This is a genomic window from Glycomyces sp. NRRL B-16210 (assembly GCF_000719515.1).
Taxonomy (GTDB): Bacteria; Actinomycetota; Actinomycetes; order Mycobacteriales; family Micromonosporaceae; genus Glycomyces.
Genome location: NZ_JOGR01000003.1, coordinates 48,045 through 62,015, shown reverse-complemented (window position 1 = coordinate 62,015; position 13,971 = coordinate 48,045). Strand labels below are relative to the sequence as shown.

Here is a 13,971-nt window from a genome sequence, read left to right as displayed (position 1 = left end):
CCCCGACTCAACTGTGCCCGAGGGGTACGACAAGCCGTTGAGCCCACGCGGCGGAGCGCGCCTTTATGGGCACCATTTCGGCGACGAGCCGCCGTACCGATCGGCAGTGCTGGCATAAGAATCGCCCCCGGATCGACGGTGCCTGGTGGGTGTGGCACTCGGTGGTCGATCGGGGGCGTTGAACGAGGTGATGGGTGAGTTTCGGGGTGAGTATCGAGTTAGCTATCGGGGGCGAGTTTCGAGTTTTGAGGGTTCGCGGCTTCAGCGCCAGGCGAGTTGGCGGTGGAGCCTCGCCCTCGCCGCCGGGTCGGTCACGAAGACGCTCGCGGCCATCCACGCCGCGCCTATGGCCGGGTCGGTCGCCTTGCTGATGCCCGCCTTCGGGTACACCAGCCGGAACCGCTCCTGGAGCAGCGCCGCTATCGGCGTCGGCCGCGTCAGGAGGCTCCCGGCCATCACGATCGGCAGCTCCCGGTCCACCACGTGCGACACCGACTCGGCCAGGTGCCCCACGGCCCTCGCCACGATGCCCTCGGCCACCGCGTCGCCGCCGTCCGCCGCTTCGCACACCAGCGCCGCGAAGCGCGACAACCGCACCGGCGGATCCGCCATGCACTTCGCCACCAGCGCCCCCGACCTGCGGTGATCGGGTGAGATCGCGGCGATGATCGCCTCCACGAGACGCCCTCCCGGGCCGTTCCCGTCGATGTGCCGCAGCGCCGCCCGCACCGCCTCGCGCCCGAGCCAGAAGCCCGAGCCCGCGTCGCCGAACAGCCAGCCGTAACCGTCCGAGCGCAACGCCGGGGAGCGGTCGCGGATCGCGAACGCCACCGCGCCGGTGCCCGAGACGACCACCGTCCCGTCGGTCGCCGACGACCCGGCCGCGAACGCGATGACCGCGTCCGAGACCACTTCGACCTCGCAGCCGACCGCGAAGCGCCGCTTCAGGTCCGCCGAGAGCTCGCGCACCTCCTCGGTGAGCGAGAGCGCCCCCGCGGTGCCGACGCAGACCGAGCCGACCTCGGACGGCTCGATGCCGCCCAGCGCCCGCTGGAACGACAGGGCCATGTTCGACAGGGCCGTCTCCCGGTCCCCGCCGACCGGATTGGCCGGCCCGGAGGCGCCGGTGCCCAGCACGGAGCCCGACTCGTCGATGAGGACGGCACGGCTGCTGGTCCCGCCGGCGTCGAGGCCGACGGCGAGTCTTGCGTTCATGGGGTTCCCCGCTTCTTGCGTTACCAGCAGTATCCGCTTGAGGTGCAAACCAGTAAAAATAATTCTCACGAACTTGACATGAGTGTGGCATAGGTAATAGTTTTTCTTGCATCCACCTCCCGAAGGGGACGCCAATGGACCAAACCAGGACCGATGCGCCCATCGCCCCCGCGGAGGCAGGGGTCCTCGAACGGATCCGCCTCGGCGCGAGCGAACTGTCAGATGCCATGTCCAAAGTGGCCGAGCAAGTGCTGCTCGACCCCGAAGCCGCCGCGAGGGCCACCATCATGGACCTCGCCGAGCTCTCCGGTACGTCGCCGGGAACCATCACCCGATTCTGCCGTCACCTCGGATACGACGGTTACGCGGCCCTACGCGTCGCGATCGCGACCGAAACCGGGCGCGCCTCCGCACGGCACGAGACCGGCTGGGACGTCAACATCGGCCAGGAGATCGCCCCCTCCGACCCCCTCGACCAAGTCCTCAAGCAACTGATCACCATCGACGCCGCGATGCTGCGCGGCACCGTCGACACCCTCGACCTCGCCGCCGTCGAACGCGTGGCCGCTGCCGTCTCGGCCGCCCGCCGCGTCGACGTCTACGGCGTCGGCTCCAGTGCCACCGTCGCCCGCGAACTCCAGATGGGCTTCTACCGCACCGGCGTCGCCGCCTGGGTCTGGACCGAGGTCCACGACGCCCTCGCCAGCGCCGCCCTGCTCGGCGAGGGCGACGTGGCCATCGCCGTCTCGCACTCGGGCACCACGGCCGAGACCATCGAGATGCTCTCCGAGGCCGGCACCCGCGGCGCCCTGACCGCGGCGATCACCGCGAGCCCCGAGGCCGCGCTCGCCGAGGTCGCCGACGTCTGCCTGGTCTCCTCCGCGAGGCGCACCAGCCACCGCGCCGACCTCCTCGCCTCCCGCCACTCGGCGCTGCTGGTGGCCGACCTCGTCCACATCGCCGTCGCGCAGCGGCGCTTTCCCGAAGCCCTGGAGGCCCTGGAATCCAGGGCCCGAGCGGTGGTCGGCCACCGGCCGACCCCCGAACCGAGGGACGGAGCGAGCTGACCCTCGCCCCGGCCCGCCCTGGCCCGCATCGAACCGATACCCCTTGAAGGAGCGACCCATGAGGTACCCAATGGCAGACCGGCATCCGATCTTCACCCGACGCAACCTGTTCGGCGCCACCGCCGCCGGGCTCGCGGCGACGTCCCTGGGCGCGTGCGCGACCAGCGGGGGCGACGACGACGCCGAGGAGGTGACCGTAGGCGAGGACGCGGAGAACCCGTTCGGCGTCGACCCGGCCGCCCCCTTGGACGTCGTCATCTTCGACGGCGGCTTCGGCGAGGAGTACGCCGTGGCCCACCAGGCCATCTACAACCGCGCCTTCCCCGACGCCGAGATCGGGCACCTGGCGACGCAGGCGATCGCCGAGACCCAGCAGCCGCGCTTCGCCCAGGGCGAGCCCTGCGACGTGCTCGACAACTCCGGCGCCCAGCAGATCCCGATGGACTCGCTGGTGAGCGACGGCGAGCTCGCCGAGCTGACGCCGCTGCTCGACGCGCCCTCCTACGACGACCCGAACGTGACCGTCCGCGAGACCCTGCGCGACGGGGTGCTCCAGATGGGCACCTTCAACGGCGAGGTCTACGCCCTGAACTACGTGTTCTCGGCGTGGACGATCTGGTACGACGCGAAGCTGTTCCGCGACAAGGGCTGGACGCCGCCGGAGACCTGGGACGAGATGCTCGACCTGTGCCCCCAGATCCAGGCCGAGGGCATCGCCCCGTGGACGTACGCCGGGCAGCACCCGGTCTACCTCTACGACATGTTCCTCATCCTCGCCGGCCGCCACGGCGGCGTGGACGTCGTCAAGGCCATCGACCACCTCGAGCCCGACGCGTGGCGCCACGAGTCGGTCGTCAAGGCCGCCGAGGCCATGCACGGGCTCTACACCGCCGGGTACATCCTCGACGGCACGCCGGGCATCGACCACATCCAGTCGCAGACGGCCCTCAACGAGCGCCAGGCGGCGTTCCTGCCGTGCGGCTCCTGGCTCCCCAACGAGCAGAAGGCCATCGCGCCCGAGGACTTCGAGTACGCGCCGCTGGGCGTGCCCTACCTCGAAGGCTCGGTCCAGCCCGGCCTCATCAGCGCCGGCGGCGAGGAGCCGTTCGTGGTCCCCAAGAACGCGGCGAACCTCGCCGGGGCCTACGAGTACCTGCGCATCATGCTCTCCCAGGAGGGCGCGCAGATCTTCGGCGACACCGTGCAGGCGGCCACCGTCGTCAAGGGCGTCGACCTCGACAACCCGGCGGCGCAGATCACCGACCAGCTGGTGTCCAATCCCGACGACCTCTTCCAGCCGCGGTTCCGCTTCTGGTACACGAAGATGAACGAGGAGGTCAGGCCCGCGCTCGGTTCGCTCATGGCCGGCGAGTCGACCCCCGACGAGTTCATCGAGCGGATGCAGAAGTCCGCCGACGAGACCGCGGCCGACGACTCCATCGAGAAGTTCACCCACGAGGACTGAGCACCGATCGAGAGAGGAGGGCCCGGGTCGTGAGACACGGCAGGTATCCGTTCATCCTGAGTTTCCTGGCGCTGCCGGTGGGGCTCTACGCCTGGCTGGTGATCCTGCCGTTCGCCCAGGCCTTCCAGATCTCGCTGACCGACTGGTCGGGGTCGAGCAACACGTTCAACTACATCGGCCTCGACAACTACGTCAACCTGTTCAAGGACGAGCGGCTCGTGCTGCCGGCCCTGCGGCACACCGGGATCATCCTCGTGGTGCTCCCGGTGGTCACCATCAGCCTGGGCCTGTTCTTCGCGTTCATGCTCAACCTCGGCGGGCGCGGGCGCCAGGGCCGCATCGAGGGCGTGCGCGGCGCGCGCTTCCACAAGATCGTCTACTTCTTCCCGCAGGTCCTGTCGGTCGCGATCATCGGCATCCTGTGGAAGCAGGTGTACGCGCCCGAGAACTTCGGCGGGCTCATCACCGGGGCGCTCACCGCGGTCGGGCTGCCCGCGCCCGTCAACGGGTTCCTGGCCGACAAGCGCTTCGTGCTCGCGGCGGTCATCGCCGTCCTGGTGTGGAGCGCGGTCGGGTTCTACCTGGTGTTCTTCTCCTCGGCGATGGCCTCGATCCCGCGCGACCTCTACGAGGCGGGGATCATCGACGGCGCCGGGCGCTTCCAGATGTTCTTCAAGATCACCCTGCCGCTGCTGTGGGACTCGGTCCAGACCGCGTGGATCTACCTGTCCATCATCGCCCTCGACGTGTTCGTGCTCGTCTACATGATGACGCCCGAGCGCGGCGGCCCCGACACCGCCAGCGAAGTGGTCGGCGGCGTCATCTGGAAGTACGCGTTCAACCACGGCGAGCAGGCCTTCGCATCGGCGCTCGGCGTGGTCCTGTTCTTCGCCGCCCTGACCCTGGCGGTCGTCTCGCTGCGGTTCGGCCCCCGCGAGCGCATCGAGTTCTGAGGAGCGACATGGCAACCGACACCGCCGAGCAGACCGCGGCCCGATCGAACGGGCGCGAGCCCCGCAGCGAAGGCGCCGTCCTCAACCTCTTCTCGCAGGGCTTCCTGTGGCTGTGGGCCCTCATGGTCATCGTGCCGGTCGTGTGGGTCGTGGTGACCTCCTTCAAGACCTCCCGCGAGATCGCCTCCGACCCGCTCGGCCTGCCCGCGGCCATGCACTTCGAGAACTACGCCAACGCCTGGACCAACGGCCACATCGGCGGCTACTTCCTCAACACCGTCCAGGTCATGGCCTTCAGCGTCACTGGGACGATGCTCCTGGGCGCCATGGCCGCCTACGTGCTGGCCCGCTACGAGTTCCCCGGGAACCGGCTGCTGTACTTCGCCTTCGCCGGCGGGATGATGTTCCCGGTGTTCCTCGCCCTGTTCCCGCTGTTCAAGACCCTCCAGAACGTGGGCCTGCTCAACACCTACCCCGGGCTCGTCCTCGTCTACATCGCCTACTCGCTGCCGTTCACGGTGTTCTTCCTGACCGCGTTCTTCCGCACCCTCCCCACCGGCGTGGCCGAGGCCGCGACCGTGGACGGCGCCGGCCACTACCGGCTGTTCTTCCAGGTCATGCTCCCCATGGCGAAACCCGGCCTCATCGCCATCACCATCTTCAACATCATCGGCCAGTGGAACCAGTTCCTGCTGCCGCTGGTGCTGCTCAGCCGCAACCCCGAGGACGCGGTGATCTCCCAGGGCCTGGCGAACCTCGCGCTGCGCCAGGGCTACGAAGGCGACTCCGGCGCCCTCTTCGCCGGCACCGTCCTGGCGATGATCCCGATCTTCATCGCCTACGTGCTCTTCCAGCGCCAGATCCAGGCGGGCCTGACCGCCGGCGCCATCAAATAGCGCCGCCCCGCCTTGTGTCGCCTGCCTCATCCCGACCCCGCCGTTCGGCGGAATACCCCTGACCAGGCATAATCGAGAGGTTGCGCTTCGGCGCGGCTTTCTCCGGATCGTGAATCCGGACAACCAATGCGAGTCAGTCCAGTTCAGGGCTGGCGTTGAGCGAACGAAAGGAATCAGTCTCGTGGCTGATCAACAGCAAGCGGCCGGCGGCCGGGACGGCGGCGGCGGCGACCGCCGCGGCGGTCGCGGTGGCCGCGGGGGCCGGGACGGCGGTCGCGGACGCGACCGCGCCGAGAAGTCCCCGCACGTCGAGCGCGTCGTCACCATCAACCGCGTCGCCAAGGTCGTCAAGGGCGGCCGGCGCTTCGCCTTCACCGCCCTCGTGGTGGTCGGCGACGGCGACGGCAACGTCGGTGTCGGCTACGGCAAGGCCAAGGAAGTGCCCGCGGCGATCGCCAAGGGCGTCGAAGAGGCCAAGAAGAACTTCTTCAAGGTCCCCCGCATCGGCGGGACCATCCCGCACGAGGTCTTCGGCGAGGACGCGGCCGGCAAGGTGCTCCTGAAGCCCGCCTCCGCGGGTACCGGTGTCATCGCCGGCGGTCCCGTGCGCGCCGTGCTCGAATGCGCCGGCGTCCACGACGTCCTGTCCAAGTCCCTGGGCTCCTCGAACGCGATCAACATCGTCCACGCGACGGTCGCCGCGCTCAAGATGCTCGAAAGCCCGGAGTCCGTCGCGGCCCGCCGCGGCATGGCGCTGGAGGACATCGCTCCCCAGGGTCTGCTGCGCGCCCGCGCCGAGGCCGCCCAGGCCGCGAAGGCGTAGGGGATCGACATGGCGCGTTTGAAGATCACGCAGTTCAAGTCCACCATCGGCGAGAAGCCGAAGGCCCGGGCGACCATCCAGACCCTCGGCCTGCGCAAGATCGGGCAGACGGTCTACAAGGAGGACCTCCCGCAGTACCGCGGCATGGTCCACCGCGTCCGTCACCTGGTCGAAGTCGAGGAGGTCGAATAGTCATGGCGATTCGCATTCATGACCTGCAGCCCGCCCCCGGCGCCAAGAAGGCCAAGACCCGCGTGGGTCGCGGTGAGGGCTCCAAGGGCAAGACCGCCGGGCGCGGTACCAAGGGCACCAAGGCCCGCAAGACGGTCAAGGCCGGGTTCGAGGGCGGGCAGATGCCCCTCCAGATCCGCGTCCCGAAGCTCAAGGGCTTCAAGCCGCACAACAAGCTCGTCTACCAGGTCGTCAACCTCGACCGTCTCGTGGAGCTCTTCCCCGACGGCGGCGCGGTCGGCCCCGAGCAGCTGATCGAGGTGGGCGTCCTCAACAAGAAGGAGCTCATCAAGGTCCTCGGCTCCGGCGAGCTCGAAGGCGTCAAGTTCGACCTGAAGGCGCACGCCTTCTCGGCTTCGGCCACCACCAAGGTCACCGCCGCCGGCGGCACGACCACGGTCGTGGACAAGAAGACCGGCGAGGCCCTGGGCGAGTAGTCGCGCGGGCGCCCTCGGCGCAGCTCTCCCTGGGTGAGCGGCCGAGCGGGCCGAACAGATGATCGGTGAAACGGGTCGGAGGGAACTCCGGCCCGTTTCGTCATGGTGAATGCCGAATATCTGCGCCTGAATGCGCCTGCTAGGCTCCCATGGCGAGGAACACCACCGTCTTCCTCGGGCGCGTGAGCCCCTCGCTACGAACTTCACACGCCCACTGGTAACAGCGGACGGTGCCCGGCATCGTTCATGGGCCCCGCCAGGGGGTCTTGTTCAGGAGGAACCGCATTGCTCTCCGCCTTCATCAGCGCGTTTCGGACCCCCGATCTGCGCAAGAAGATCCTGTTCACCTTGATGATCATCGGCCTGTATCGTCTCGGTGCGCAGATGCCGAGCCCTGGCGTGGACTACCAGGCAGTCCAGAACTGCCTCGACCTCCAGCCGACCGATGAGACGGGCGTGTTCGGACTCCTGAACCTGTTCACCGGTGGAGCGCTCCTACAGCTCTCGGTCTTCGCGCTCGGCGTCATGCCGTACATCACCGCGTCGATCATCATGCAGCTGTTGACGGTCGTGATCCCCAGGCTCGAGCAGCTCCGCAAGGAGGGCCAGCCCGGCCAGGTCAAGATCACCCAGTACACCCGGTACCTGACGCTCGGCCTCGCGCTGCTCCAGGCCTCCGGCTACATCGCGCTGGCCCGCTCGGGCATCCTGTTCAACGCCGAGTGCCCCAGCCCGATCCTGCCGGACCTGTCGAGCACCGAGGCCAACGTCCCCTACTGGATGTCGGTCGTCGTCGTCGTGGCCGTCATGGTCGCCGGCAGCGCCATGATCATGTGGTTCGGCGAGCAGATCACCGAGCGCGGCGTCGGCAACGGCATGAGCCTGCTGATCTTCGCCTCGATCGCGGCGCAGATGCCCAGCCAGTTCTGGTCCCTCCAGAAGTCCGAGGGCTGGTTCATGTTCACCGTGATCCTCGCGCTCTGCATCGCCATCATGGTGGCGGTCGTCTTCATCGAGCAGTCGCAGCGGCGCATCCCGGTGCAGTACGCCAAGAAGATGGTGGGCCGCCGGATGTACGGCGGGACCTCGACCTACATCCCGATCAAGGTCAACCAGGCCGGCGTCGTGCCCGTCATCTTCGGCTCCTCGCTGCTGTACATCCCGACGCTGTTCCGCCAGCTCAACCAGAACAGCGACTCGCAGTGGGTCCAGTACATCGACCGCTACCTGCTCAACCAGGGCTCGTGGGTCTACATCTCCCTGTACGCGCTCCTGATCATCTTCTTCACCTACTTCTACGTGTCGATCACCTTCAAGGTCGACGACGTCGCGGAGAACATGAAGAAGGCCGGCGGGTTCATCCCGGGCGTGCGCCCCGGCAACCCGACCGCGACGTACTTGCAGCGAGTCCTGTCACGCTTGACCTTCCCGGGCTCGCTCTACCTCGCGACGATCGCTATTCTTCCGAACCTGGCCATCATCGCGTTCGGCAACCAGCAGCTGTTCGCGCAGTTCGCGTTCGGCGGCACCTCGGTGCTGATCATGGTGGGCGTCGGCCTGGAGTCGGTCAAGCAGATCGAGTCCCAGCTGATGCAGCGCCACTACGAGGGCTTCCTTCGCTGACGCAGGTCGCCTTCGGATAGAGCGGCGCCACTGCACGGCCCGCGAGCGTCTCCGGACGCCTCGCGGGGCCGTGCATCGGCACGTTCCGTACAAGACAGTGCCACCACACGACGGCGTCGCCGAACGACGGTGTGACGACACGGGAGGAATACTTTTGCGACTGGTACTCGTAGGCCCGCCCGGGGCCGGCAAAGGCACCCAGGCGGAGATCATCGCCGAGCGCCTCGGCGTCCCCAAGATCTCCACCGGTGACATCTTCCGCGCCAACGTTTCGGGCGGCACCCCTCTGGGCCTGAAGGCCAAGCGCTACATGGACGCCGGTGACCTGGTCCCCGACGAGGTCACCAACGACATGGTGGCCGACCGCCTCGCCCAGGCCGACGCCAAGGACGGCTTCCTGCTCGACGGCTACCCCCGCAACACCGAGCAGGCCAAGGTCCTCGACCGGGTGCTCGAAGCCGCCGGGACCTCCCTCGACCTGGCCCTGGAGCTGACCGCCAGCGACGACGAGGTGGTCCGCCGCCTCTCGGGCCGGCGCGTCTCCAAGTCCACCGGCAAGGTCTACCACCTGGAGTTCGACCCGCCCGCCGACCCCGACTCCGAGGACCTGTACCAGCGCTCGGACGACCGCGCCGAGACGATCAAGAACCGCCTCAAGGTCTACGCCGAGCAGACCGCCCCGCTCATCGGCCACTACGAGGCCCAGGGGAAGCTCGTCCGGATCGACGCGATCGGCGAGGTCGCCGAGGTGACCGAGCGCGCCCTGTCCGCCATCGGCGCCTCGGCCTAGGTCCACCGTGTTCCGCCGTCGCCGCCGCATCCAGTACAAGACCCCCGAGCAGATCCTGAAGATGCGCGCCGCGGGCCTGGTCGTGGCCGAGGTCCACCAGGCCATGCGCGAGTCCGCGGGGCCGGGCACGTCGACGGCGGAACTCGACCGCATCGCCGAGGCGGTCATCCGCTCCTCCGGCGCGGTCCCCTCCTTCAAGGGCTACGACATCGGTTTCGGCCCCTACCCCGCCTCGATCTGCGCCTCGGTGAACGAGCAGGTCGTCCACGCCATCCCGTCCCCGGACGCGGTCCTGAAGGAGGGCGACCTCCTGTCGGTCGACGTCGGCGCGATCGTCGACGGCTGGCACGGGGACGCGGCCATCACGATCGAGATCGGCGCGGTCGCCCCCGAGCTGACGGCCCTGCGCGAGGCCTGCGAGGCCTCGATGTGGGCCGGGATCCGGGCCGCGGCGACCGCCAAGCGCCTGGGCGGGATCTCCCACGCGATCGAGCACTCGGTGGAGGACTCGGGCGAGTACGGGATCGTCTCGGGCTTCGGCGGGCACGGCATCGGCACCGAGATGCACCAGGACCCCCACATCCTCAACTACGGGCGCCCGAGCGAGGGCCCCAAGCTGCGCACGGGCATGGCCCTGGCGATCGAGCCGATGATCACCCTCGGCTCCGAGGACACCGCGGAGCTGGCCGACGGCTGGACGATCGTCACCGACGACGGCTCGGTCGCGGCCCACACCGAGCACACCATCGCGCTCTGCGAGGACGGCGTGTGGGTGCTGACGGCGCCCGACGGCGGCGTCGAACAGTTGGGCGAGGCGGCCGCGAGCGTGGCTCGCACCGCATAGGCCCCGAGTGCCATAATGGTGGTCGTGACCGACGAACACGGCAGACTGCGAATCTCGAACGCGGACCGCGACGAGGCGATCGCGCAGCTCCAGGCCGCCCTCGACGAAGGGCGCATCGACCTCGCCGAGTTCGACGACCGGACCAGGGCCGCCTACGAGGCGAAGACCAACGCCGAACTCGACCTCATCTTCGACGACCTGCCCGGTGGGCGTCCGAAGGTCGGCGAGGTCGCCCGACCCCAGCCCGCCGAGCAGGCCGAGACCTGCGGTCCCGTCGCGGACTCCGACGGGCACGCCCGCAGCCTGAGCTGGATCCACGAGACCCCCGCACTGCGGGCGCTGGTCCTCGTCGGCGGCATCTGCACCCTGATCTGGCTCGCCAGTTCGATCTCCTCGGGTCAGTTCGACAACTACTGGCCGATCTGGCCGATCCTCGGGCTCTCCATCGCCAGCTTCGTCCAGCTGATGAACCGCGGCCGCTGGCACTGACCCACCCTCACCGTGTCCCCATTGCAAGGAGCCCTCTGAATGTCCTCCCTCGAACGGTACGGCGACCGCGAGACGCGAATCGGCAACCCCGAGCGCACCGCCCTGACCGAGATCCTGCGCGCGGCGGTCGACCAGGGCTACATCGAGCTCGACGAGTACGAGAAGCGCGTCGACGTCCTGCTGGCCGCCAAGACCGTCGGCGAGGCCGAGGTGGTCCTGTCGGACCTGCCGGCCTACCAGAAGGTCCTGGAGGCGCAGGAGCCCGAGCCGCCGGGCTCGCCCGACTGGATCAAGTGGTTGTGGTTCGGGATCTCGATCCCGATCGGCATCAACCTCGGCGTGTGGCTGGTCCTGCTGTTCACCATCGGCGCGGTCTACTTCTGGCCCGCGTGGGTCATCGTGCCCCTGATCGTGGTCGCGACCTCGCTGACGTTCGCCGAGCGCGGGATCATCCGCCCGGCCGAGGAGCGCCGCCGCCAGGAGCGCCTGCGCCGCAAGCGCCTGAGCTGACCCTCCACAAGCACCGAAGCTTCACGAGCGAAAGGCCCCGCGGCGCTGCCGCAGGGCCTTTCGCATTGGGGTGACCGACGGGGCTTGAACCCGCGACCTCCTGGACCACAACCAGGTGCTCTACCAGCTGAGCTACGACCACCAAGTACGGTCGGCCAGGGGAGAACCCTGGGACCGGGGACAATCATAGCCGTGAACCCCGCGTTCGCGTCAACGGGGTTCGGTGTCGGCCGTCTCAGACCCCGGCCGGCCCGGCTTCCGTCCGGACCTCCGGCGCCGTCAGACTCGCGGCCGCGGCCTTCGCCTCATCGCTGGAGGGCCCCGGCAGCGGCACGAACACGGTGCGCCGGTAGTACTCCAGCTCGTTCACGCTCTCCTTGATGTCGGCGAGAGCGCGGTGGGCGAGGCCCTTGGGCGGCTGGTTGTAGTAGACCCGCGGGTACCAGCGCCGGCTGAGCTCCTTGATGGAGGACACGTCGATCATCCGGTAGTGCAGGTGGTCGTCCAGGCGCGGCATGTACTTGGCGATGAAGGTCCGGTCCGTGGCGATCGAGTTGCCGCACAGCGGGGCCGTGCGCGCCTCGGGCACGTACTGCTTGATGTACTCCAGCACCGTGTCCTCGGCCTCGGCCAAGGAGATCCGCGAGGCCCGGACCTCGTCGGTGAGCCCGGACTTGGCGTGCATGTCGGCGACGAACGCGCCCATGTCGTCCAGCGCCGTGCCCTCGCACGCGATCACGATGTCGATGCCCTCGTCGAGCGGCGTCAGGTCCGGCTCGGTGACGAGCACGGCGATCTCGATGAGGGCTTCGGTGTCCGGGTCGAGTCCGGTCATCTCGCAGTCGACCCACACTAGGCGTTCTTCTGTCACCGGGCCAACTCTACGCGCAAGCGGCACATGAGGTGATCTACGAGTCACCCCGCCGAAGCCGCTGCGCGGGCGGCCGGGGAGGCGCAGACTGAGGAGGAACGACAGGTGTTCGAAATCGGACATCAACGCCTGAGAAAGGTGTTGCTTGTCACCGCTACAGTCCGCTATGGTGCGGGTATCAGAGCGTCGCCGCCTTTGCGGCCCGGATCGCAGTGATCGGAGCCGCATACAGATGATCTCTCAACTTTTTCAAGGTAAGACGCGTGTACCCCTAGAGATTGAAGGTTTGCGATGAAGCAGGCCGGAGACGATACCGTGACCAGGACCCGGATCATCGGACCTCCGCTGAGGTGAAGTGATCTACGTCTCATAGGCATCATGAGCGAACCCCGCCCCCGTCTAAGGGACAGGAGCCGTGAACCGAGCCTATCCGACGAAACGGGGTACCCGAAACGATGCAAGGGCCGAGAAGACGCCCGTTCGCATCGATTTCGTAACCGTGGCGCATCGAACACCGGGACACGGAATTCCACGCAACGAAGCGGTCGTTGTAACGGGTACACCGTTCACTCGGTGTCGGGGGACGAGGAAGCTGGAGGAGACCTTGAGCGTGGAGACTACGACAACACCCACCCTCACCACCGAAGAGGTCGCTGAGGAACGAGACCTTGTGGGCGTTTACCTGCATGAGATCTCGAAGACGCCGCTGCTCGACGCCGCCGCCGAGGTCGACTTGGCGAAGGCGGTCGAAGCGGGTCTGTTCGCGAAGCACCTGCTCGGTGAAGAGGAGACCTTCGGCGACGCCACCGAAAAAGACCTGAAGCGACTGGTCGAAGACGGGGCGAAGGCGAAGGAGCAGTTCATCAAGGCGAACCTGCGGCTGGTCGTCTCGATCGCCCGCCGCTACGTCCGTTCCGGGATGCCGATGCTCGACCTGATCCAGGAGGGCAACACGGGCCTGGTCCGCGCCGTCGAGAAATTCGACTACCAGCGCGGCTTCAAGTTCTCGACCTACGCCACGTGGTGGATCCGCCAGGCCATCAGCCGGGCGATCGCCCAGCAGGAGCGCACCGTGCGCCTGCCGGTGCACCTGGTCGAGGACGTCAACCGGATGCGCAACGTCACCCGCCAGCTCACCCGCGAGCTCGGCGGCGACCCCGAACCCGACCAGGTCGCCCAGGCACTGGGCGTCACGGTCGAGCGGGTCAACGAGCTCATCCGCTGGAGCCAGGACACCGTCTCGCTGGACACGCCGATCGGCGACGACGGCGACACCAACCTCGGCGACCTCGTCGCCGACTCCGACGAACCCAGCCCCGAGGACGTCGTCCTCGCCGGGATGGAGCGTCAGCGCATCGAGATGATGCTCAACCACCTCGACGAGCGCTCGGCCGGGATCGTCAAGGCCCGCTACGGGCTCGAAGACGGCCGCGAGCACTCGCTGACCGAGGTCGCGCACCGGTTCCACCTGTCGCGCGAACGCATCCGCCAGCTGGAGATCCAGGCGCTGGCCCGGCTCAAGGAGCTGGCCAACGACCAGGTCATGGCCGAGGCGGCCTGACCGCGCCGTAGGCGGCGGCCTCGAAGCACGGGTGCCGCCGATTCGATCGGCGCGGACAGGACCGTGAGAACGGTAAAAGACGCATAGAGAGAGGGCCGGGGCTTTCGCCCCGGCCCTCTCGCCTTGCCACGGATCGTGCAGCTCTTGACGGTGCTGTCGTAAGGCCATGTCGCCCTCAGGCCGTGCCGCTACAAAC

General features: G+C 68.2%; 15 protein-coding genes and 1 tRNA gene. 13 read left to right on the top strand and 3 right to left on the bottom strand.

The genetic code is table 11. The features are described 5' to 3' along the window. Positions 1–261: 261 nt before the first annotated feature. Complete coding sequence (locus IF12_RS0104600) at positions 262–1,215, bottom strand: N-acetylglucosamine kinase (protein WP_051703970.1); 954 nt, start codon at positions 1,213–1,215, stop codon at positions 262–264. A gap of 134 nt (positions 1,216–1,349) precedes the next feature. Between IF12_RS0104600 and IF12_RS0104595 the strand changes: the two genes are divergently transcribed. The 12 genes from IF12_RS0104595 (at position 1,350) to IF12_RS0104540 (ending at position 11,343) form a co-directional block, all read left to right on the top strand. Beyond that, positions 1,350–2,282 (top strand): MurR/RpiR family transcriptional regulator, encoded by a 933-nt coding sequence (locus tag IF12_RS0104595; protein ID WP_051703969.1) that lies wholly within the window; start codon positions 1,350–1,352, stop codon positions 2,280–2,282. Positions 2,283–2,340: 58 nt separating this feature from the next. Then, on the top strand, positions 2,341–3,747 hold the full coding sequence (gene ngcE / locus IF12_RS0104590) for an N-acetylglucosamine/diacetylchitobiose ABC transporter substrate-binding protein (protein ID WP_081913182.1): 1,407 nt from the start codon (positions 2,341–2,343) through the stop codon (positions 3,745–3,747). 29 nt (positions 3,748–3,776) lie between these two features. Further along, entirely contained in the window at positions 3,777–4,700 is a 924-nt protein-coding gene (locus tag IF12_RS0104585; RefSeq protein WP_030155082.1) for a carbohydrate ABC transporter permease, read from the top strand. Positions 4,701–4,708: 8 nt separating this feature from the next. Continuing rightward, a complete protein-coding gene (locus IF12_RS0104580) occupies positions 4,709–5,596 on the top strand; it encodes a carbohydrate ABC transporter permease (RefSeq protein ID WP_051703968.1) in 888 nt (295 codons plus the stop codon). 181 nt (positions 5,597–5,777) lie between these two features. Then, on the top strand, positions 5,778–6,419 hold the full coding sequence (gene rpsE / locus IF12_RS0104575) for a 30S ribosomal protein S5 (RefSeq protein WP_030155077.1): 642 nt from the start codon (positions 5,778–5,780) through the stop codon (positions 6,417–6,419). 9 nt (positions 6,420–6,428) lie between these two features. Then, entirely contained in the window at positions 6,429–6,611 is a 183-nt protein-coding gene (gene rpmD, locus IF12_RS0104570; RefSeq protein ID WP_030155074.1) for a 50S ribosomal protein L30, read from the top strand. A 2-nt stretch (positions 6,612–6,613) separates the two neighbouring features. Beyond that, the gene (gene rplO, locus IF12_RS0104565) at positions 6,614–7,087 is read left to right on the top strand and encodes a 50S ribosomal protein L15 (protein ID WP_030155072.1); all 474 of its coding nucleotides are present in this window, start codon (positions 6,614–6,616) and stop codon (positions 7,085–7,087) included. A gap of 285 nt (positions 7,088–7,372) precedes the next feature. Then, positions 7,373–8,710: a preprotein translocase subunit SecY gene (secY, locus tag IF12_RS0104560; RefSeq protein WP_030155070.1), complete on the top strand. Its 1,338-nt coding sequence runs from the start codon at positions 7,373–7,375 to the stop codon at positions 8,708–8,710. Between the two features lie 154 nt (positions 8,711–8,864). Next, positions 8,865–9,500: an adenylate kinase gene (locus IF12_RS0104555; RefSeq protein ID WP_030155067.1), complete on the top strand. Its 636-nt coding sequence runs from the start codon at positions 8,865–8,867 to the stop codon at positions 9,498–9,500. 7 nt (positions 9,501–9,507) lie between these two features. Further along, a complete protein-coding gene (gene map, locus IF12_RS0104550) occupies positions 9,508–10,344 on the top strand; it encodes a type I methionyl aminopeptidase (protein WP_030155065.1) in 837 nt (278 codons plus the stop codon). A 24-nt stretch (positions 10,345–10,368) separates the two neighbouring features. Next, on the top strand, positions 10,369–10,833 hold the full coding sequence (locus IF12_RS0104545; protein ID WP_166659621.1) for a DUF1707 domain-containing protein: 465 nt from the start codon (positions 10,369–10,371) through the stop codon (positions 10,831–10,833). A gap of 39 nt (positions 10,834–10,872) precedes the next feature. Continuing rightward, entirely contained in the window at positions 10,873–11,343 is a 471-nt protein-coding gene (locus IF12_RS0104540) for a DUF1707 domain-containing protein (protein ID WP_051703966.1), read from the top strand. A 66-nt stretch (positions 11,344–11,409) separates the two neighbouring features. Here the strand turns inward: IF12_RS0104540 and IF12_RS0104535 are convergent. Together IF12_RS0104535 and orn are read right to left on the bottom strand one after the other, a co-directional pair. Continuing rightward, positions 11,410–11,485: transfer RNA gene (locus IF12_RS0104535), tRNA-His, on the bottom strand. Positions 11,486–11,578: 93 nt separating this feature from the next. Continuing rightward, positions 11,579–12,214 carry an oligoribonuclease gene (orn, locus tag IF12_RS0104530; protein ID WP_231492329.1) on the bottom strand — a complete coding sequence of 212 codons (636 nt, stop codon included), beginning with the start codon at positions 12,212–12,214 and terminating at the stop codon, positions 11,579–11,581. A gap of 604 nt (positions 12,215–12,818) precedes the next feature. Between orn and IF12_RS0104525 the strand changes: the two genes are divergently transcribed. Beyond that, positions 12,819–13,775, top strand: a complete 957-nt coding sequence (locus IF12_RS0104525; RefSeq protein WP_051703965.1) for a sigma-70 family RNA polymerase sigma factor — start codon at positions 12,819–12,821, stop codon at positions 13,773–13,775. The last annotated feature ends 196 nt before the right edge of the window (positions 13,776–13,971 follow it).